The organism is Delftia sp. 60, assembly GCF_002754395.1.
GTDB lineage: Bacteria > Pseudomonadota > Gammaproteobacteria > Burkholderiales > Burkholderiaceae_C > Comamonas > Comamonas acidovorans.
In genome coordinates this window covers 5895145-5914448 of sequence record NZ_PEFD01000001.1, presented here as the reverse complement: position 1 = coordinate 5914448, position 19304 = coordinate 5895145, and the positions used below count along the sequence as shown (strand labels likewise).

Genomic DNA, 19304 nt, shown 5'->3' with positions numbered 1-19304 from the left:
CGGGACCGAGCAGGCTCAGGCCTCGCGGAAGCTGTTCACCGGCAGGCCCGGCACATCGACACGGCACTCCATCAGTGCGCCGGCAGGCACCTGCGCCGATCGCTCCGGATCGGGCCGGCCGTGTCCGGCCGAGGTGATGTACAGCGTGCGCAGGTCCTCCCCCCCAAAACAGACCATGGTGGGGCAGCGCACGGGCGTGTCCAGGCGCTGCAGCACATCGCCCTCGGGGCTCAGTTGCAGCACGCAGCCGCCTTCGTACATGGCCACCCAGTAGTTGCCCCGGACGTCGACGCTGGCGCCGTCGGGGCGGCCGCCATAGAGCCTGCCCTCGGCCTTGGGGGCGAAGGCCTTCCACAGAGAGCGCGTGCCCAGCGTGCCGGATTCCAGGTCGAAGGCAAAGCGGTCTATGCGGTGGGCTGGCGTGTCTGCCCAGTACATGGAGGTGTCATCGGGGCTGAAGGCCAGGCCGTTGGCCGTGGTGCAGTCGCCTGCCATGCGCTGAACGGCGTAGCCTCCGGCGCCGTCCGCGCGAAGGCTCCACAGCGCGGCATCGGGCGCCGTCTTGGGCGAGAACAGTGACCCCGCCCACAGCCGTCCGGCGCGGTCGCAGCGCCCGTCGTTGAGCCGCAGCTGCTGCGGATCATGGTCCAGGCGGGCGATCATTTCGGTGTGTCCCGTGGCGGTGTCCAGCAGGCCGAAGCCATCGCGCAGCCCCACCACGATGCGGCCCCGGTCCGTGGGAGCGCAGCAGCCCGGTTCGCTGGGCGTGGCCCAGCTGCGGTGCAGGCCTGTGGCGGGCTCCCACGAATGGATGTACCGGTCCTGGATATCGCACCAGTAGAGCCGGTGTTCCTGCCGGTGCCAGAAGGGGGACTCGCCGAGTGCACTCGGTGGAACAGGGATGCGCTGCACGGCCATGGTCTGCCTCGGAGATGCGGATGAACGGAATTCTAGGAGGTCGGGACGCACCGCAGCAGCGGCAAATGGTTTGATGCATCGGCTAAGGGATATCACCGGCTTGGCTGCGCATAAAAGTATCGAAAGGCGCATCTGCCGTACCAGTCCGGGCACGAGGCCGTCGCCACAATGCCTCATCCGCAGCCGGGATGGGAGGCGCGGTGATCCAGCATTCGAAGATCAGGGAACAAGGAGACAAAAAATGCACAGCTTGCTCAAGGCCAGCCTCACATGGGCCATGGCCACTGCCGCAGCGGGCGCACTCGCCGGCACCGAACTCGTGATCGCCACCGTGAACAACGGCCACATGATCGAGATGCAAAAGCTCACCCCCCGGTTCGAGAAGGCCCACCCCGACATCACGCTCAAATGGGTGACGCTGGAAGAAGGCGTGCTGCGCCAGCGTGTGACCACCGACATCGCCACCAAGGGCGGCCAGTTCGATGTGATGACCGTGGGCATCTACGAGGTGCCGATCTGGTCGAAGAAGGGCTGGCTGCAGCCCATTGCCACCGATGCCGCCTATGACGCGGCCGATCTGCTGCCCACCATCCGCGAAGGCCTGTCCTACGAAGGCAAGCTCTATGCCTCGCCCTTCTATGGCGAAGGCTCCATGCTCATGTACCGCAAGGACCTGGCCGACAAGGCGGGTTTTCAGATGCCGGACAAGCCCACCTGGGAGCAGGTCCGGGAGTTCGCCTCCAAGGTCCACGATCCCAAGGCCGGGGTCTACGGCATCTGCCTGCGCGGCAAGCCGGGCTGGGGGACAACATGGCCCTGATCACCACCATGGCCAATACCTTCGGCGGCCAATGGTTCGACATGCAGTGGAAGCCGCAGATCGACACACCCGCCTGGAAGAAGGCCGTGGGTTTCTATGTGGACCTGATGAAGGCCTATGGCCCCCCGGGCGCCTCGGCCAACAGCTTCAATGAGAACCTGGCGCTGTTCAACGAGGGCAAGTGCGGCGCCTGGGTGGATGCGAGCATCGCCGCCTCCTTCGTGAGCGACCCCAAGCAATCCAAGGTGGCCGACAAGGTGGCCTATGCGGCTGCACCCATGGCCAGCACGCCCAAGGGATCGACCTGGCTGTGGACCTGGAACCTGGCCATACCCTCCAGTTCGAAGAAGGCCGATGCGGCCCAGGTCTTCGTGAAGTGGGCCACCTCCAGGGAGTATGTGCAGTTGGTCGCGCAGGAGCACGGCTGGCGTGCCGTGCCCACAGGAACGCGCCAGTCCACCTATGCCAATGCCGAGTTCCAGAAGGTGGCGGGCTTTGCCGCAGCCGAGAAGCGGGCCATCGACAGCGTGAGCCTGACCGATGCGACCGAGCCCAAGTCGCCCTATGCCGGAGTGCAGTACGTCGCGATTCCAGAGTTCCAGGCCATTGGCATTGCCGTGGGCCAGCAGATGAGCGCCGCGCTGTCGGGCAAGGTCACGGTGGAGCAGGCGCTCAGTACCTCGCAGACGCTGGCCGAACGCGAGATGAGGAAAAGCGGCTACTACAAATGAGGGCCGATAGGACTCCCGACAGGGCGGCGTCCGCCAGGCGCCTGCTGCCCCGCGCCCTGATGGCGCCCGCCGTGGCCGTGCTGCTGTGCTGGATGCTCGTGCCCTTGTTGATGACGATTTATTTCTCGCTCGTCAACTACAACCTCATGCAGCCCGGCGAGCACCGCTTCGCCGGCTGGGGCAACTACGCCTTCTTCATCACCGACCCGGACTTCCTGCCCGCCGTGTGGAACACGCTGAACTTCCTGGCCAGCGTGGTGCTGATCACCCTGGTGCTGGGCGTGCTGATCGCTTTGCTGATCAACGAGCCGTTTCCGGGGCGCGGCATCGTGCGGGTGCTGCTGATCTCGCCGTTCTTCGTGATGCCCACGGTCAATGCGCTGCTGTGGAAGCACATGATGATGAACCCGATCTATGGCGTGCTGGCCAGCCTGTGGAGGGCCGTCGGACTGCAGCCCGTGGACTGGCTCACCGAGATGCCGCTGCTGTCCGTCATCGTCATGGTGTCCTGGCAATGGCTGCCCTTCGCCTGCCTGATCTTCATCACCTCGCTGCAGTCGCTGGACCGAGAACAGATGGAGGCGGCGCGCATGGATGGCGCCAACGCCCTGCAGCGCTTTTACTACCTCACGCTGCCCCATCTGGCGCGGCCCATGGCGGTGGTGGTGATGATCGAGATGATCTTCCTGCTCAGCGTGTTCGCCGAGATCGCCATCACCACGGCGGGCGGGCCCGGCAACGAGAGCACCAACCTGACCTACCTGATCTACAAGCAGTCGCTGATGAACTTCGACGTGGGCGTGGCCTCGGCCGGTGCACTGTTTGCCGTGGTGCTGGCCAACATCGTCTCCCTCTTCCTGATCCGCATCGTGGGCAAGAGCCTGGACTGAGGGCATGATGAAAACAAGTTCCTCCACCCTGGTGCGCGCCGCTGCGGCATGGGCCGTGGCACTGCTGCTGTTCTTTCCGCTGGCCTGGCTGTTCCTGACGGCCTTCAAGACGGAACTGCAGGCCATTGCCGTGCCGCCGCTGTTCGTGTTCGAGCCCACGCTGGCCAACTTCGGCGAAGTGCAGCAGCGCAGCGACTACCTGCTGTATGCGCGCAATTCGCTGATCACCAGCCTGGCCTCGACCCTGATCGGCCTGGCCATCGCCGTGCCTGCTGCCTACTCCATGGCGTTCTTCCGCAGCCGCCACACGCGCGACGTGCTCATGTGGATGCTCTCGACCAAGATGATGCCGGCCGTGGGGGCCCTGCTGCCCATCTATGTGCTGGCGCAAGGGGCGGGCTTGCTGGATTCGCTCACCGTGCTGGTCATCGTCTTCACGCTGTCCAACCTGCCCATCATGGTCTGGATGCTCTACAGCGCGCTCAAGGACATCCCCAACGAGATCCTGGAAGCGGCGCGCATGGATGGCGCAGGCCTGTGGGCCGAGTTCCGCCATGTGGTGCTGCCGCTGGCGGTGGGCGGCATTGCCTCCACCGGGCTGCTGTGCCTGGTGCTGAGCTGGAACGAGGCCTTCTGGTCGCTGAACCTGAGCAGCGCCCGGGCCGGCACGCTGGCCACGCTGATCGCCTCGTATGCCAGCCCCGAAGGGCTGTTCTGGGCCAAGCTCTCGGCCGCTTCGCTGATCGCCATCGCTCCCATCGTGGTGTTCGGCTGGTTCAGCCAGAAGCAACTGGTGCAGGGCATGACCTTTGGCGCCGTCAAGTAGCCGTCCGGCATCCATTTCGCGGCTTTGTGCTGCACAAGGAAAACCATGGCCTATCTGCAACTTCAGGACATACGCAAGCGCTTCGGAGAGGCGCAGATCATCCGCGGCGTGGACCTCACCATCGAGCGCGGCGAGTTCATCGTCTTCGTCGGGCCTTCGGGCTGCGGCAAGTCCACGCTGCTGCGCCTGATCGCCGGGCTGGAGAGCATCACTTCGGGGCAGTTGCTGCTCGACGGGCGCGACATCACGCATGCGCCATCGGGCGAGCGCGACCTGGCAATGGTGTTCCAGAGCTATGCGCTGTATCCGCACATGAGCGTGTACGACAACATGTCCTTCGCGCTGCGCCTGGCCGGCGTGCCGAAAGAGGAGATACGCCGAAAGGTCGGGCAGGCGGCCGAGACGCTCAACCTCACGCCCTATCTGGAACGCAAGCCGCGCGACCTGTCCGGGGGGCAGCGCCAGCGCGTGGCCATAGGCCGGGCCATCGTGCGTGCGCCCAAGGTGTTCCTGTTCGACGAGCCGCTGTCCAACCTCGATGCGGCGCTGCGCGGCAACACGCGGGTGGAAATCCACAAGCTGCACAAGGCGCTGGGCGCCACCACCATCTATGTCACCCATGACCAGGTCGAGGCCATGACCCTGGCCGACCGCGTTGTGGTGTTGCGCGATGGCTGCATCGAACAGGTGGGCGCGCCCCTGGCGCTCTACGACCATCCGGCCAACCAGTTCGTTGCGCAGTTCATCGGCATGCCGTCGATGAACCTGATCGCCGCCGAGGCACTGCCCGTGTTCTCCGCGGCCACGCAGGGCCGCCTGCCCGCCGACGGCACGCTGGGCATACGCCCCGAGGCCTTGCGCGTGGCCAGAGCGCAGGTCGCAACCGATGCCGCTGCACAGAGACAGGTCATGGGCCGCGTGGACCTGATCGAGGCCTTGGGCGCCGACACGCTGATCCATGTCAGCGTGGGCGGGGCGCAGCTCATTGCGCGCCAGGCCGAGCGCACGCCACTGGCCGTGGGCGACGCGGTGTCCGTCGCGCTGGACACCGGGTGCGCACTGCACCTGTTCGACCGCCAGGGACGCACGCTGGCAGGCGCCTGAGCGCTTCGCTCCGAGAGGCTGCCCGCAGCAGTCATCCTTTCTTCCTCATCTCCCTCTGGTCACCATGAACGCGATTGTTCCGCATCTTTCCAGACCCACGGTGCTGCACCTGGGCCTGGGTTCCTTTCACCGTGCGCACCAGGCCGCCTATCAACAGCGGCTGATCGATGCAGGGGACACGCAATGGGAGCTGGTGGGGGCCAACCTGCGCTCCGACATGGCGCAGACGCTGGAGGCGCTGGCGCGCCAGGGAGGGGCTTACACACTGGAGACGATTGCGCCTGGCGGATCGGTGCGCTACCAACGCATCGAGGCCCTGCGCGAAGTGATCCCCCATGCGCCCGGGCTGGCCGCCGTGATCGCGCGCGGAGCCAGCCCTTGCACACGTGTCATCTCCCTCACCGTGACCGAGGCTGGCTACTACCTCGATGGCAGCGGCGTGCTGGACACCGGCAGCCCGGAGCTTGCGGCCGACATCGTCCGCATGCGCCAGGGGCAGGTCGGAGAGACGATCTATGGCGTGCTGTGCGCCATCCTGCAGTTGCGCCGCTGTGCACATGCCGGCCCGGTCACACTGCTGAGCTGCGACAACCTGCGCCACAACGGCGATCGCCTGCTGGCCGGCCTGCTGGCCTTCATGCAACTGGCGCAACTGCAGGAACTGGCCGAGTGGGCAGGGCACAACATCAGCTGCCCGAATGCCATGGTCGACCGCATCACCCCGCGCCCGCCGCCGGAGCTGCGCGAGCGCGTGCAGGCCGCGACGGGCTGGGACGATGCGGCCGCCGTGACGGCCGAAAGCTTTTCACAGTGGGTGATAGAGGACCGCTTCGTCGCAGGCCGTCCGCCCTGGGAGCGTGTGGGCGTGGAGATGGTGTCTTCCGTGGCCCCCTACGAGGAGGCCAAGATCCGCATTCTCAACGCCAGCCACAGCTGCATTGCCTGGGCCGGCACGCTGGCGGGCCTACGCTTCATCCACGAAGGCAGTGCCGTACCTGCGATACGCCAGCTGGCATGGGACTATGTGACGCAGGACGTGATTCCCTGCCTTGCAACACCTGGCAAGGCATCGGCCCTGGACCTGCCGGCCTACCGCGACACCGTGCTGGAACGCTTCGGCAATCCTGCAATACGCGACACCAACCAGCGCGTGGCGGCCGACGGCTTTGCCAAGATCCCGGGCTTCATCGCGCCCACGGTGCGCGAGCGCATCGCGCAGGGCGCGTCCATGGATGCCGTGGCCATGCTGCCGGCGCTGTTCCTGGTTTTTCTGCAGCGCTGGCACCATGACACACTGCCCTATGCCTACCAGGATCAGGCCATGGACCCCGCAGTGGCACACGCCATCTGCGCCGCCGCCGACCCCGTGGCCGCGCTGTGTGCCGAAGTGCCCTTGTGGGGTGAGGCCGCGGGCCATCCGCATCTGGTGGAGGCGGTCCGCCGTGCCACAGACCGTGTCCATGCTTTTGTCCAACAGGCAGCGAGGTAGAACGCATGCGCATAGCCATCGCGGGCGAAGCCCTGATCGATTTCACCGCCACGGGCGGCCTTGCCTTCCAGGGCCATGAAGGAGGCGCGCCCGCCAACTGCGCCGTGGCCGCTGCGCGGCTCGGGCAGGCCACGGGCTTTGTCTCGCAACTGTCGCGCGATCTCTTCGGCGAGCGCCTTTTCGCGCACCTGCAGGGCAACGGCGTGGACATGCGCCTGGTGCAGCGCTGCGATGCGCCCAGCACGCTGGCCTTTGTCGAGCATGCGCAAGGCACCAACCGCTATGCCTTCTATACGCAGGCAACGGCGGACACGCTGTGGGCACCTGCCGAGCTGCCCGAGTTGCCGCCTGAATGCCGCTATCTGCAGTTCGGCTCCATCGCATTGCTGCACACCCCTGTCGGGCCGCGCATCCTGGACCTGGTGGCGGCTGAGCGCGGGCGGCGCATCGTCGTCTTCGACCCGAACGTGCGGCCCACGCTGATCCGCGATGCCCAGGCCTTCCGGCGCGACTGCCTGGGCTGGCTGGCCCAGGCAGACCTGGTCAAGCTCAGCGATGAGGACCTGGCCTTTATCGCGCCCGGCGTTCCGGCGTTGGAGGCCGCCGGGCGCTGGCTGGCGCTGGGTCCCCGGGCCGTGGTGCTCACGCGCGGAGCGGCCGGCGCGACCTTGCTGCGTGCAGGACAGGCGCCTTTGTCGGTGCAGCCGCCGGCCGTGCAACTGGTGGATACCATCGGCGCGGGCGACACCTTTGGCGCGGCGCTGTCGGTTGCGCTGCTGGAGCAGGGAGTCGAGCAGCCGGGCCAGTTGCAGGAACTGCCCGAGAGCGCGTGGCGCCAGGTGCTGCGCTTTGCCGCAACGGCCGCAGCGCTCAACTGCACGCGCGCCGGTGCCCAGCCGCCCCGGCGCGCGGAACTCGATGCCGCGCTGGCAGCCCATTGCGGTGGATAGCCGCCGCTGGTGATACTGTTTGCCCATGGCCTCTCCAGAAACCTTCACGCCGCCATGACCAGCCCACGCCGCCGCACACCCCGCCAGCGTCACCCTGAACTGGAGCGCGATTTCGTGCGAACGCCTGCGCTGGGCTATGAGGATATGGAGGGCAGCGGCCTGGTGCGCTGCCTGGCACATGGTTTCCCAAGCCCCCTGGTGCGCTGGCATTTCCATGAGGAGTACGAGCTGCACCTCATCACCGACACCTCGGGCCGCGCCTTCGTGGGAGACTGGATAGGACCCTTCGAGCCCGGCCACCTCGTGCTGTGCGGCCCGCGCCTGCCGCACAACTGGATCTCGTTCGATGCGCCCGATGGGGGCTCGCCTGCACGCGATTACGTGATCCTTTTCAACCACGACCCCATCGCCCGTGCGGCCGAGCAGATCCCGGAGATGCGCGAGGTGCTTCAACTGCTGGACCGTGCGCGCCATGGCATCGAGTTCTTCGGCTTGGCGCAGACGGCGCGCGCGCACTGGGATGCGGTCAGGAGTGCGCGCGGAATGCGCCGCTTCACGGCCTTTTGCGCGCTGCTGTCCGATCTGGCCGAGTGCACCGATTACCGGCTGCTGTCAGCCGTGCAGATGCAGGGCGCCCAGGGCGAGGCCCAGGTGGACCAGATCAACGAGGTGGTCAACCGCATCATGGCGCGCGTGAGCGAGCCGCTGAGCCTGGCCGACGTGGCGGCCGAGCTGGGCATGAGCGAGAGCCGCTTCAGCCGCTTTTTCCGCCGGGCCACGGGCAACAGCTTCACCGACTTCGTCAGCCGGGTACGCATCAACAGCGCATGCCACCTGCTCATGCAGACCGATAGCTTCATCGCCGACATCTGCTACCAGGTGGGCTTCAACAACGTGGCCAACTTCAACCGGCGTTTCCTGGAGATCAAGGGCATGACGCCCTCGGAGTTCCGCCGCCAGGCGGACAGCCGCTTCGGCGCGGGTTGAAGCGACGGGGAAGCGGAATCTGGCGCGCACGGGTGTGGTATTGCGCGCCACATGGGTAGAGCCCTTATTGCCGCGCTGGCACAGATCGATATGCTGGGCTGCGAAAAACATATGTTCAGCACCGAATCCGTGGCCAGTTTGTGACCACGATCAAGGAATATGTTTTCCTCTGTGCGCAGGGGCGAAACCAGGGTTCCTGACGATATCAATCACAGGGGACCCCATTGTAGAATCCGCCGAATTTTGCGCTTTCAACAACAGAACCACGCCCTCGATATGAAGTTGCTTGCCTCTTTGCTGACGGCTGCCATTCTTGCTGCAGCCCCCGCCTTTCCCGCTTTCTCCGCTGGCGAGGCACCTGCTGCCTCGGCACAGCCGAAGGCGGCCAAGGCCGACCTGGCGAAGGGCGAGGCCAGCTACACCGCCGTCTGCGCGGCATGCCATGCGGCCGACGGCAATTCCACCATCCCGCTGCAGCCCAAGCTGGCCGGCCAGCATCCCGAGTACCTGGTCAAGCAGTTGCTGGAGTTCAAGGGCGACAAGCGCAAGGACCCCGTGATGAAGGGCTTTGCCAGCATGCTCAGCGAGCCTGACATGAAGAACATCGCCGCCTGGCTGCACACGCAAAAGCCCAAGGACGGCTTTGCCAAGGACAAGGACCTGGTGGCCATGGGCGAGCGCATCTACCGCGGCGGCATCCAGGAGCGCAACATTGCTGCCTGCGCGGGCTGCCACAGCCCCAACGGCGCCGGCATTCCAGCCCAGTACCCGCGCCTGGCGGGCCAGCATGCCGACTACACCACGACCCAGCTCACGGCCTTCCGTGACGGCAAGCGCGGCAATAGCATTCAGATGACGCAGGTTGCTGCCAAGCTTAACGATCGCGAAATCAAGGCCGTGGCAGACTACATCGCTGGCCTGCGTTGATGCGATCCCGGGGCCGACGCGGTTCCCAGGGTAATCACCGGGAACCTATTGCTTTATAGACACCCCAAGCCAGGCGGGTCCATCGCATGAATGCAGATGGTCCCGCTTTTTTCATTCGGGTTTTGGCTTTTCGTTCTTCATGTCAGACAACTCTTCCGGTGCCGCTCTTGCTCCCTCCCGCCCGCAGGCCGCGCGCGCGACCCTGGAGCTGCTGGCATCGATGCGCTTCGCGATCTCGCTGCTGACGGTCATCTGCATTGCCTCGGTGATCGGCACCGTGCTCAAGCAGCATGAGCCGGTGGGCAACTACGTCAACCAGTTCGGGCCTTTCTGGGCCCAGCTGTTCCTCGCGCTCAAGCTCAATGCGGTCTACAGCGCCTGGTGGTTCCTGCTGATCCTGGCCTTTCTGGTGATCAGCACCTCGCTGTGCGTGGCACGCCATGCGCCCAAGTATCTGGCCGATCTGCGCAGCTACAAGGAAAACGTTCGCGAACAAAGCCTCAAGGCCTTCGGCCACCGTGCGCAGAACGTGGTGCCCGGAAGCACAGAAGAGGCCGCCAGGCGCCTGGGCCAGCAGCTGGTGTCGGGCGGCTGGAAGGTGCGGCTGCAGCAGCGCGACACGGCGGCCGGTCCCGGCACGGGGTGGATGCTGGCTGCCAAGGCGGGCGCGGCCCACAAGCTGGGCTATATCGCGGCCCACAGCGCCATCGTGCTGATCTGCCTGGGCGGGCTGTTCGATGGCGACCTCATCGTGCGCGCGCAGATGTGGCTGGGAGGCAAAACACCTTATACCGGCGGTGGCCTGATCTCCGAGGTATCCGAGCAGCACCGGCTGAGCGAGCGCAACCCCACCTTCCGAGGCAACCTGCTGGTGACCGAAGGCGGCACGGCAGGCACGGCCATCCTGTCGCAGTCCGACGGCGTGCTGCTGCAGGAGCTGCCCTTTGCGGTGGAACTCAAGAAATTCATCGTGGAGTACTACTCCACGGGCATGCCCAAGCTGTTCGCCAGCGAGGTCGTCATCCACGACAAGGCCTCGGGCGAAAAGCTGGAAAAGCGCATCGAGGTCAACCATCCGGCCAGCTACCGTGGCATCGAGATCTACCAGTCCAGCTTTGACGACGGCGGCTCGTCGGTGAAGCTGCGCGCCGTACCGCTGGAGGCGGGAGCCAAGCCCTTTGATGTCGAGGGCGTGATCGGCGGATCGGACCAGTTCGTGCGCAAGCTCCCGGACGGCAAGGACGAGACAGTGACGCTGGAGTTTGCCGAACTGCGCACCATCAACGTGGAGAACTTCGGCGGTGGCGGCGGGGCCAATGGCAGCGGCACCGATGTGCGCAAGGTGGACCTGAAGCAGGCCATCGACGAGCGCCTGGGCGCGGCCCACAAGACCGTGACCAAGAAGGAGCTGCGCAACATCGGCCCCAGCATCCGCTACAAGCTGCGCGATGCCTCGGGCCAGGCGCGCGAGTTCCAGAACTACATGCTGCCCGTGGACACGGGCGACGGCCAGCGCGTGTTCCTGCTGGGCGTGCGCGACAACCAGGCCGATGCCATGCGCTACCTGCGCATTCCCGCCGATCCCGAAAGCGAGATGGACACCTTCCTGCGCCTGCGCAGCGCGCTGCAGGACCCCCGGCTGCGCGAGCAGGCTGCCAAGGCCTATGTGGCCAAGGCCATCGACGCCTCGCGTTCCGAACTCAGTGGCGCGCTGGCGCAGTCGGCCACCAAGGCGCTGGAATTGTTCGCGGGCCAGACCGACAAGAAGGGGCCGGACGGCAAGCCGCTGGGCGGGCTGCAGGCCATCTCGGACTTCATGGAAAGCAATGTGCCTGCGGCCGAGCGCGAACGTGCGGGCGAGGTGCTGGTGCGCATTCTCAACGGCGTGCTGTTCGAGCTGGCCCAGATCGTGCGCACGCAGGCGGGCCAGGCGCCCCTGGAGCCCAGCGAGCAGACGCAGTCCTTCATGACCCAGGCCGTGTTCTCGCTCAGCGATGCGCAGTTCTACCCCATGCCCATGGTCTTCATGCTGCAGGACTTCAAGCAGGTGCAGGCCAGCGTCTTCCAGGTGGCGCGCGCCCCGGGCAAGAACGTGGTGTATCTGGGCTGCCTGTTCCTCATCATCGGCGTGTTCTGCATGCTGTACGTGCGTGACCGCCGCCTCTGGATCTGGCTCACGCCCCGCGATGGGGTAAGCCATGCCGAAATGGCCTTGTCCACCAATCGCAAGACACTCGATGGTGATAGAGAATTCGCCATGCTGGCCGGCAAGCTGATAGGCGCCGAGCCCATCCACAAGAAATCCCCCGGAGGTTCCGCATGAACACCGCCACTACCACGACGACTTTGACGCTCAACGAGGGCTTCTTCGCCCGCCGCAACTGGTTCGACTGGGTGTTCGCGGCCCTGGTGGCGGCGGGACTGCTGTATGCGCTGCAGCGCTATGGCGAGTACATGGATGTCTACGAAAAGTGCATCCTGGTCGGCACCATTCCCTCGGCCATCTGGCTGGGCTGGTTCTGGCGCCCGCTGCGCGGGCTGATGCTGGTGGTGGCCGGGCTGTCGCTGCTGGCCATCGGGCTCTACCAGGGGCCTGAAGGGGCGCAACTGGCGCGATCGGACACGGTGTTCGGTCTCAAGTACTTCCTGTCCAGCCAGTCGGCCATCCTCTGGATGAGCATGGTGTTCTTCATGAGCACCGTCTTCTACTGGATCGGCATGTTTGCGCGGGGCGAGGGCACGGCGCTGTCGCTGCTGGGCTCGCGCCTGGCGTGGCTGGCTGTGACGCTGGCGCTGGTGGGCACCATGGTGCGCTGGTACGAGAGCTACCTGATCGGCCCCGATGTAGGCCACATCCCGGTCAGCAATCTCTATGAAGTGTTCGTCATGTTCTGCTGGATGACGGCGCTTTTCTATCTCTATTACGAACAGCACTACGACACGCGCGCCCTGGGCGGCTTCGTGATGCTGGTGGTCAGCGCGGCCGTGGGCTTTTTGCTGTGGTACACGCTGGTGCGCGAGGCACACGAGATCCAGCCGCTGGTGCCGGCGCTCAAGAGCTGGTGGATGAAGCTGCACGTGCCGGCCAACTTCATCGGCTACGGCACCTTTGCGCTGGCAGCCATGGTCTCCTTTGCCTACCTGATCAAGCAGCAGGCCACGGAGACCCGCTGGTACAAGCTCGCGCCGCTGTGGATGCTGGGTGTGGTGCTGTGCTTCGAGCCCATCGTCTTCCGCCAGGGCGCGACCCAGAACGGCGGCAGCTACTGGATGGTCTACTTCGGCATCTCGGCGCTGATCGTGGCCGGCATCCTGCTGGCGCGCAAGCGCATCGCCGAGCGCCTGCCCAGCTTCGAGCTGCTGGACGATGTGATGTACAAATCCATCGCCGTGGGTTTTGCCTTCTTCACCATCGCCACCGTGCTGGGTGCGCTGTGGGCGGCCGAGGCCTGGGGCGGCTACTGGAGCTGGGACCCCAAGGAAACCTGGGCGCTGATCGTCTGGCTCAACTACGCGGCCTGGCTGCACATGCGCCTGGTCAAGGGCCTGCGCGGCACGGTGTCCGCCTGGTGGGCGCTGGGTGGACTGGCCATCACCACCTTCGCCTTCCTGGGGGTGAACATGTTCCTGTCGGGGCTGCACAGCTACGGCGAGCTTTGAGCCACGGCAGTGGCAGAGTGACAGTGGCAAGATAAGGACAGCGGCATGCGTTCAGGCGCATGCCGCTTTTTCGTGCACCATCGCATCGGTGCCGCAGGGAACTTGCGCGCGCCTGCGAGGCTCCCAATCGCCATATCGCCAGCAATAGCGCCCCGTGCCCGCCGGCACACCAGGAGATTCCCATGCTGATCCGCTCCCACGACAACGGCTTCCAATACCCGCAAGGCAGCGAGATCACGCCCCGGGCCGGCTACCTCAAGCGCCGTGCCTGGCTGCAGTACCTGGCCGCAGGCTCGGCCGGCGCGGCCTTGCCCGGCTGGGCGGCGGGCGTGCAGCGCCCCGGCAAGCTGGCGGCGCTGGCCTCCGTGCCTTCCCAGGTAGTGGGCGCAAACACCATGGACCGTGTCACGGCCTATGCCGATGTGTCCCAGTACAACAACTTCTACGAATTCGGGCTGGACAAGGACGATCCTGCCAAGAACGCCCACACGCTCAAGACCCGCCCCTGGACGGTGAAGATCGAGGGCCTGGTCCAGCAGCCGCAGACGCTGGACCTGGATGCGCTGCTCAAGCTCGCGCCACAGGAAGAACGCATCTACCGGCTGCGCTGCGTGGAGGGCTGGTCCATGGTGATTCCCTGGGTGGGCTATTCCCTGGCCGAGCTGCTGCGCAAGGTGCAGCCACTGGGCAGTGCCAAGTATGTGGAATTCGTGACCCTGGCCGACAAGGCGCAGATGCCGGGCCTGCGCAGCGGCGTGCTGGACTGGCCATACACCGAGGGGCTGCGCCTTGATGAAGCCATGCACCCGCTGACGCTGCTGGCCTTCGGCATGTATGGAGAGGTGCTGCCCAACCAGAATGGCGCGCCCGTGCGGCTGGTCGTGCCGTGGAAGTACGGCTTCAAGAGCGCCAAGAGCATCGTCGCCATCCGCCTGACCGACAAGGAGCCGGGCACGGCCTGGAACAAGGCGGCGCGCAACGAGTACGGCTTTTATTCCAATGTGAACCCCGACGTGCCGCACCCGCGCTGGAGCCAGGCCACGGAGCGGCGCATTGGCGAAGACGGCCTGTTCGCCAAGAAGCGCAAGACGCAGCTGTTCAATGGCTACGAAGCCCAGGTGGGCCAGCTCTACGCGGGCATGGACCTCAAGAAGTTCTATTGATGTGGCCCATGCAATGACGGCGGTGCAGCGTCTTTTGCTGCACCGGACGGCCAAGCCGCTGGTGTTTCTTGTGTGCCTGCTGCCGTTTGCGTGGCTGCTGGCTGGAGCCATCCTGAACACGCTTGGCGCCAATCCGGCCGAGGCCTTGCTGCGCTCCACCGGCGACTGGACCTTGCGCTTTCTGTGCGTGGTGCTGGCCGTGACACCGCTGCGCCAGGCGCTGGGACTGACGGCACTGGCGCGCTTCAGGCGCATGCTGGGCCTGTACGTGTTCTTCTACGCGCTGCTGCACCTGCTGTGCTATGCATGGTTCGACATGGGGCTGGACTGGGGCGAGATCGTGCTCGACATCCCGAAGCGCCCATTCATCCTGGTGGGCTTTGCGGCGCTGCTCTTGCTGACCGCTCTGGCAGTGACTTCACCGCACCGTGTCATGCGCGCCATGGGCGGCAGGCGCTGGCAGTGGCTGCACCGCTGTATCTATGCGGTCGCGCCGCTGGCCCTGTTGCATTTCTTCTGGATGCGCGCAGGCAAGAACAACTTTGCCGAGGTCGGCGTGTACGCCGCCATTCTTGCGCTGCTGCTGGCCTGGCGCGTGGTCCATGCACTGCGCCGCCGGCGCGCCAGGAGCTAGCCCGCGACGGCGCGCAGGGCAGGGCGCAGCTGGCGGGTCACGGGGTCGATGTCCGCCATGGGCAGCTGGTAGTTGCGCTGGTCGAACAGGTCGATGCCGCACTGCAGTCCTTCGAGCCAGTTGAACAGGTCGGCAATCGCCTTGGCGCCCATGATGGGCGCGCCGTGCTGGGGCACGATCATGTCGATGGGCAGCTGGCGCGCCATCTGCACCCACAGCCGCAGAATCTTGTTGGAGACCATGTATCGGCGGTGAAAACCTTCCATGCGGGCGATGTGCGGCACGAGGTCGGTCACGGGCACCTGCGCCTCGATGCCGTTCATCAGGGACACGCCCAGATCGCCCGTGAAGAGGATGCGGCTGACCGGGTCGTAGAAGTGGAAGTTGCCTTCGGCATGCAGGAAGTGGGCGGGCAGCAGGTGCAGCTCATGGCGGCCCAACGGCAGCCGGCCACCGGCGTCCGGCACGCCGATCACGCGGTTTTCAGTCTTGCCGACCTTGGTGAAGTGGGGCGCGAAGCGCTCCCAGATGCGCGAGATCACCAGCTGTGCCTTGGTGCTGGTCATCCAGCGGTCCAGCGAGGCAATGATGTCGGGATCGGCGTGGGAAGCGATCAGATAGGACAGCTTGTGCGGCGCGAAATGCCGCGACATGCCCATGAACAGCTCGTTGAATGCGAGATTGCCGCCCGGGTCGATGATCGCGCCCGTGTCGTCATCGACGATGAGGAACTGATTGGCCTGTATGGCCTGTCCATCTTCCTCGATGAGGTCAGTGAACATCAGGCAGGCGTGGTTTTTGTCTCGGTAGAGCTCTACGGGCATGGCGGGTTGTCGAGGGACAAGAGAAAGTCACTCTAAGCGCCATGCCTGGCCGCGGTGTTGATGTGCATCAAGCCGCGGCGCGGCTGCCGACTCAGTCGGCCTGCTGCTTGCGGGAGTCCGTGGTGCCGGTGGGTGTCGAGCTTTCCTCGACGGCGGCACTTGACGGGCCTGCGGGCAAGGTGGTGGGTGCAGGCGCGGGCGTTGCACGCTCGGCCGGGCTGGAAATGCCCAGGGTCTGCGGCAGTGTGGCGCGGTGGCTGGCCGCAGGCGAGCTGGGCAGAAACAGCGGGCCTTTCTGGCCGCAGGCGGCCAGGGACGCCGCACAGGCGCCAAGGGCAATGCACCTGACTAGAATTTGCGAGGCTTTCAACATAAGCGAATTGTAATGACCGACCAAGAATTTCTGGACCTTGCCGAACGACTGCTGCTGGCGGTGGAGCAGGACTGCGATCGCATCAACGATGAAACCGATGCCGACCTCGATGCCCAGCGCGTGGGTGGCATGGTGACCCTGGTCTTTGCCAACCGCAGCCAGATCGTGATCAACCAGCAAAAACCGCTGCACGAGATCTGGCTGGCGGCCAAGGCCGGTGGCTTTCACTACCGCTACGACGCGGCGCAGGGCGCCTGGCTCGATACCAAGGGCGCGGGCGAGTTCTTCGCCAACCTGAGCCGCTACGCCACCGAGCAGTCGGGCCTGGCGCTGCAGTTCTCGGCACGCTGATCCGCCGTTATCGGCAGGCTCCATGAAGAAAGCCCGGCATGGCCGGGCTTTCTTGCGTGGTCAACCGCTTGTGTGGCGGTCAGTTGCGGAAGAGGTCGAGGATGCGGTTGCGCTCCTCGGTGGCGGGCGGGGGCGTGGCGCCTGCAGCGCCGCCCGTGGAGGCGCTGTCCATGCCCAGGCTGCTGACGCCGCCGTTGCGCGCGTTTTCCTCGTAATACCACTCGCCGCCCATGTTCACGACGCCAGGGGGCACAGGCATCTCTGCCACCGGCACGCCCTTGAGGGCATGCTGCATGAAGCCGATCCAGATGGGCAGGCTCAGGCCGCCGCCCGTCTCGCGGCTGCCCAGGTTGCGCGGCGTGTCGTAGCCGATCCAGGACACGGCGGCCAGCGTGGGCTGAAAGCCTGCGAACCAGGCATCCACCGAGTCGTTGGTCGTGCCCGTCTTGCCGTACAGGTCGGGACGCTTGAGCGTGGACTGCGCGCGTGCTGCCGTGCCCACGCGCGCCACGTCCTGCAGCAGGCTGTCCATGATGAAGGCGTTGCGCGCGTCGATGGCCTGGGGCAGTTCCTGCACCGGGGGCGGCGTGAATTCGGACAGGATGCGGCCCTTGTGATCGGTGACACGGGCAATCAGCCAGGGGTTGACGCGGTGGCCGCCATTGGCGAACACGGAGTAGCCGGCAGCCAACTGCAGCGGCGTGACCGCTCCGGCACCCAGCGCCATGGTCAGGTAGGCCGGATGCTTGGCGGCGTCAAAGCCGAAGCGCGTGACCCACTCCTGTCCCTGCTTGGGTCCCACGGCCTGCAGCAGGCGGATGGAGATCATGTTCTTGGACTTGTTCAAGCCCGTGCGCATGGTCATCGGCCCGTCGTAGCGGCTGTCATAGTTCTTGGGCTCCCATGGCTGGCCACCCGTCACGCCGGCGCTGAAGAACAGCGGCGCGTCATTGATCATGGTGGAAGGCGAGAAGCCTTTTTCCAGTGCCGCAGAGTAGATGAAGGGCTTGAAGGCCGAGCCGGGCTGGCGCCAGGCCTGGGTCACGTGGTTGAACTTGTTCTTCTGGAAGTCGAAGCCGCCGATCAGGGCGCGCAAGGCGCCTGTCTGGGGGACCAGGGCCACGAAGGCGCCTTCCACTTCGGGCAGCTGCGTGATTTCCCAGGTGTTCTTGGGCGTCTTGACCACGCGGATCACGGCGCCGGGACGGATCTTGATGTTGGGCGGTGCCTTGGGGTTCAGGCCCGATTCGGCGGGCTTGAGGCCTTCACCCGTGATCTCGATCTGTTCGCCGTCGGCGCGTGCCGCCAGGATCTTGCGCGGATTGGCATCCAGCACCACGGCGGCGAGCACATCACCGTTGTCGGGGTGGTTGGCCAGAGTGTCGTCGATGGCGTCTTCACGGTCTTCGGCGTCGGCCGGCAGGGCCACGAACTTCTCGGGGCCGCGGTACTTCTGGCGGCGCTCGTAGTCCATGATGCCGCGGCGCAGCGAGGCGTAGGCGGCTTCCTGTTCGCCGGCATTGATGGTGGTGTAGACGTTCAGGCCGCGCGTGTAGGCTTCGTTGCCGTACTGGGCAAAGATCAGCTGGCGTGCCATCTCGGCCACGTATTCGGCATGCACGCGGGTGTTGAAGGAGCCCGTGCGGATCTTCAGCGGCTCGGCCTTGGCTTCAGTGGCCTGGGCGGAGGTGATGAAGCCGTTTTCCTCCATGCGCTCGATGATGTAGAGCTGGCGCGAGCGGGCGCGCTTGGGGTTGCTGATCGGGTTGTAGGCCGATGGTGCCTTGGGCAGGCCTGCCAGCATGGCGGCCTCGGCCACCGTGATGTCCTTCAGTGGCTTGCCGAAATAGGCTTCACAGGCAGCAGCAAAGCCATAGGCCCGATTTCCCAGATAAATCTGGTTCATGTAGATCTCGAGAATCTGGTTTTTGCTCAACAGATGCTCTAGCTTAAAAGTCAGTAAGACTTCGTAAATTTTGCGTGTAAAGGTTTTCTCGGAAGACAGATAGACGTTGCGCGCCACCTGCATGGTGATAGTCGATGCGCCCTGGCTTTTCACGCGGCCCAGATTGGCCAGCGCGGCGCGGGCCATTCCCTTGTAGTCCACGCCGCCATGCTCGAAAAAGCGCGTGTCTTCAATGGCCAGCACGGCGTCGGTCATCACCTTGGGGATGTCCTGGATGGGGGTCAGCGTGCGCCGCTCCTCACCGAACTCACCCAGCAGGGCGCCTTCGCTGGAGTACACGCGCAGCGGCAGCTTGGGCCGGTAGTCGGCCAGCTCGGACACGTCGGGCAGGTTGGGATAGGCCATGGCCAGGGCCACGGCCACGGTCAGCATCAAGGCCAGCGCGCCGGCGACGGCGATGCCCGCCAGCCATAGCAAGGCCTTGGGAAACCAGTGCATGGGCTTGGATGGGGCGGAGCGAGGCTTTGCAGCCTGGGGTTCTCGGGAGTCTGAAGACGGCATGTCGCAGGGAGTGCTGAGGAGTGCCGCATTATAAAAATGCGTGCCCCAGAAGGTCGGTAGGAGACGGCTGCACACGGTTGCCAGCATGGCCGCAAGCCACGCATCCTAAGCCAGGCGTGCAGGCCGACATGCAAGCAGGGGTGCATTCATGTCGCATTTGATGGCCCGCAATAATGTCTGTTTTTGGCCA

General features: G+C 65.4%; 16 protein-coding genes and 1 pseudogene. 13 read left to right on the top strand and 4 right to left on the bottom strand.

The window, feature by feature from the left end; translation table 11 throughout:
• Positions 1 to 15 precede the first annotated feature (15 nt).
• Complete coding sequence (locus CLV01_RS26590) at positions 16 to 918, bottom strand: SMP-30/gluconolactonase/LRE family protein (RefSeq protein WP_099732842.1); 903 nt, start codon at positions 916 to 918, stop codon at positions 16 to 18.
• Between the two features lie 241 nt (positions 919 to 1159).
• Between CLV01_RS26590 and CLV01_RS26585 the strand changes: the two are divergent.
• The 12 genes and pseudogenes from CLV01_RS26585 to CLV01_RS26530 all read left to right on the top strand — a co-directional run bounded on the left by CLV01_RS26585 (position 1160) and on the right by CLV01_RS26530 (position 15099).
• Positions 1160 to 2469, top strand: a pseudogene (locus CLV01_RS26585) (ABC transporter substrate-binding protein).
• Positions 2466 to 3359 carry a carbohydrate ABC transporter permease gene (locus tag CLV01_RS26580; protein WP_099732844.1) on the top strand — a complete coding sequence of 298 codons (894 nt, stop codon included), beginning with the start codon at positions 2466 to 2468 and terminating at the stop codon, positions 3357 to 3359. The pseudogene CLV01_RS26585 and the gene CLV01_RS26580 overlap by 4 nt, the downstream one beginning before the upstream one ends.
• A 7-nt stretch (positions 3360 to 3366) precedes the next feature.
• Positions 3367 to 4185, top strand: a complete 819-nt coding sequence (locus CLV01_RS26575; RefSeq protein WP_012207392.1) for a carbohydrate ABC transporter permease — start codon at positions 3367 to 3369, stop codon at positions 4183 to 4185.
• Positions 4186 to 4230: 45 nt separating this feature from the next.
• Complete coding sequence (locus CLV01_RS26570; RefSeq protein WP_099732845.1) at positions 4231 to 5289, top strand: ABC transporter ATP-binding protein; 1059 nt, start codon at positions 4231 to 4233, stop codon at positions 5287 to 5289.
• A 64-nt stretch (positions 5290 to 5353) separates the two neighbouring features.
• Positions 5354 to 6778, top strand: a complete 1425-nt coding sequence (dalD, locus tag CLV01_RS26565) for a D-arabinitol 4-dehydrogenase (RefSeq protein ID WP_099732846.1) — start codon at positions 5354 to 5356, stop codon at positions 6776 to 6778.
• A gap of 5 nt (positions 6779 to 6783) precedes the next feature.
• Complete coding sequence (locus tag CLV01_RS26560) at positions 6784 to 7728, top strand: carbohydrate kinase family protein (RefSeq protein ID WP_099732847.1); 945 nt, start codon at positions 6784 to 6786, stop codon at positions 7726 to 7728.
• Positions 7729 to 7782: 54 nt separating this feature from the next.
• Entirely contained in the window at positions 7783 to 8715 is a 933-nt protein-coding gene (locus CLV01_RS26555; RefSeq protein WP_016450966.1) for an AraC family transcriptional regulator, read from the top strand.
• 276 nt (positions 8716 to 8991) lie between these two features.
• Positions 8992 to 9642, top strand: coding sequence for a c-type cytochrome (locus tag CLV01_RS26550; RefSeq protein ID WP_034397008.1), 651 nt, complete (start codon positions 8992 to 8994; stop codon positions 9640 to 9642).
• Positions 9643 to 9781: 139 nt separating this feature from the next.
• Entirely contained in the window at positions 9782 to 11965 is a 2184-nt protein-coding gene (locus tag CLV01_RS26545) for a cytochrome c biogenesis protein ResB (RefSeq protein ID WP_099732848.1), read from the top strand.
• Positions 11962 to 13302 carry a c-type cytochrome biogenesis protein CcsB gene (gene ccsB / locus CLV01_RS26540; protein ID WP_012207385.1) on the top strand — a complete coding sequence of 447 codons (1341 nt, stop codon included), beginning with the start codon at positions 11962 to 11964 and terminating at the stop codon, positions 13300 to 13302. The genes CLV01_RS26545 and ccsB overlap by 4 nt, the downstream gene beginning before the upstream one ends.
• Before the next feature lie 182 nt (positions 13303 to 13484).
• Complete coding sequence (msrP, locus tag CLV01_RS26535; RefSeq protein WP_099732849.1) at positions 13485 to 14465, top strand: protein-methionine-sulfoxide reductase catalytic subunit MsrP; 981 nt, start codon at positions 13485 to 13487, stop codon at positions 14463 to 14465.
• A gap of 13 nt (positions 14466 to 14478) precedes the next feature.
• Positions 14479 to 15099, top strand: a complete 621-nt coding sequence (locus tag CLV01_RS26530; protein ID WP_016450969.1) for a sulfite oxidase heme-binding subunit YedZ — start codon at positions 14479 to 14481, stop codon at positions 15097 to 15099.
• On the opposite strand, the gene CLV01_RS26525 is transcribed toward CLV01_RS26530, so the two are convergent.
• Together CLV01_RS26525 and lptM are read right to left on the bottom strand one after the other, a co-directional pair.
• Positions 15096 to 15923 (bottom strand): MBL fold metallo-hydrolase, encoded by an 828-nt coding sequence (locus tag CLV01_RS26525; protein WP_012207382.1) that lies wholly within the window; start codon positions 15921 to 15923, stop codon positions 15096 to 15098. The genes CLV01_RS26530 and CLV01_RS26525 overlap by 4 nt on opposite strands.
• A 91-nt stretch (positions 15924 to 16014) precedes the next feature.
• The gene (lptM, locus tag CLV01_RS26520) at positions 16015 to 16296 is read right to left on the bottom strand and encodes an LPS translocon maturation chaperone LptM (protein WP_080518227.1); all 282 of its coding nucleotides are present in this window, start codon (positions 16294 to 16296) and stop codon (positions 16015 to 16017) included.
• Between the two features lie 12 nt (positions 16297 to 16308).
• Between lptM and cyaY the strand changes: the two genes are divergently transcribed.
• Positions 16309 to 16647 carry an iron donor protein CyaY gene (cyaY, locus tag CLV01_RS26515; protein WP_012207381.1) on the top strand — a complete coding sequence of 113 codons (339 nt, stop codon included), beginning with the start codon at positions 16309 to 16311 and terminating at the stop codon, positions 16645 to 16647.
• A 79-nt stretch (positions 16648 to 16726) separates the two neighbouring features.
• Here the strand turns inward: cyaY and CLV01_RS26510 are convergent, their stop codons facing one another.
• Entirely contained in the window at positions 16727 to 19051 is a 2325-nt protein-coding gene (locus CLV01_RS26510) for a penicillin-binding protein 1A (RefSeq protein WP_013800758.1), read from the bottom strand.
• Between the last annotated feature and the right edge of the window lie 253 nt (positions 19052 to 19304).

Coding starts and splice junctions, on each gene's coding strand:
- CLV01_RS26590 (WP_099732842.1), bottom strand. CDS start 918: ATGGCCGTGCAGCGCATCCCTGTTCCACCGAGTGCACTCGGCGAGTCC.
- CLV01_RS26580 (WP_099732844.1), top strand. CDS start 2,466: ATGAGGGCCGATAGGACTCCCGACAGGGCGGCGTCCGCCAGGCGCCTG.
- CLV01_RS26575 (WP_012207392.1), top strand. CDS start 3,367: ATGAAAACAAGTTCCTCCACCCTGGTGCGCGCCGCTGCGGCATGGGCC.
- CLV01_RS26570 (WP_099732845.1), top strand. CDS start 4,231: ATGGCCTATCTGCAACTTCAGGACATACGCAAGCGCTTCGGAGAGGCG.
- dalD (WP_099732846.1), top strand. CDS start 5,354: ATGAACGCGATTGTTCCGCATCTTTCCAGACCCACGGTGCTGCACCTG.
- CLV01_RS26560 (WP_099732847.1), top strand. CDS start 6,784: ATGCGCATAGCCATCGCGGGCGAAGCCCTGATCGATTTCACCGCCACG.
- CLV01_RS26555 (WP_016450966.1), top strand. CDS start 7,783: ATGACCAGCCCACGCCGCCGCACACCCCGCCAGCGTCACCCTGAACTG.
- CLV01_RS26550 (WP_034397008.1), top strand. CDS start 8,992: ATGAAGTTGCTTGCCTCTTTGCTGACGGCTGCCATTCTTGCTGCAGCC.
- CLV01_RS26545 (WP_099732848.1), top strand. CDS start 9,782: ATGTCAGACAACTCTTCCGGTGCCGCTCTTGCTCCCTCCCGCCCGCAG.
- ccsB (WP_012207385.1), top strand. CDS start 11,962: ATGAACACCGCCACTACCACGACGACTTTGACGCTCAACGAGGGCTTC.
- msrP (WP_099732849.1), top strand. CDS start 13,485: ATGCTGATCCGCTCCCACGACAACGGCTTCCAATACCCGCAAGGCAGC.
- CLV01_RS26530 (WP_016450969.1), top strand. CDS start 14,479: ATGACGGCGGTGCAGCGTCTTTTGCTGCACCGGACGGCCAAGCCGCTG.
- CLV01_RS26525 (WP_012207382.1), bottom strand. CDS start 15,923: ATGCCCGTAGAGCTCTACCGAGACAAAAACCACGCCTGCCTGATGTTC.
- lptM (WP_080518227.1), bottom strand. CDS start 16,296: ATGTTGAAAGCCTCGCAAATTCTAGTCAGGTGCATTGCCCTTGGCGCC.
- cyaY (WP_012207381.1), top strand. CDS start 16,309: ATGACCGACCAAGAATTTCTGGACCTTGCCGAACGACTGCTGCTGGCG.
- CLV01_RS26510 (WP_013800758.1), bottom strand. CDS start 19,051: ATGCACTGGTTTCCCAAGGCCTTGCTATGGCTGGCGGGCATCGCCGTC.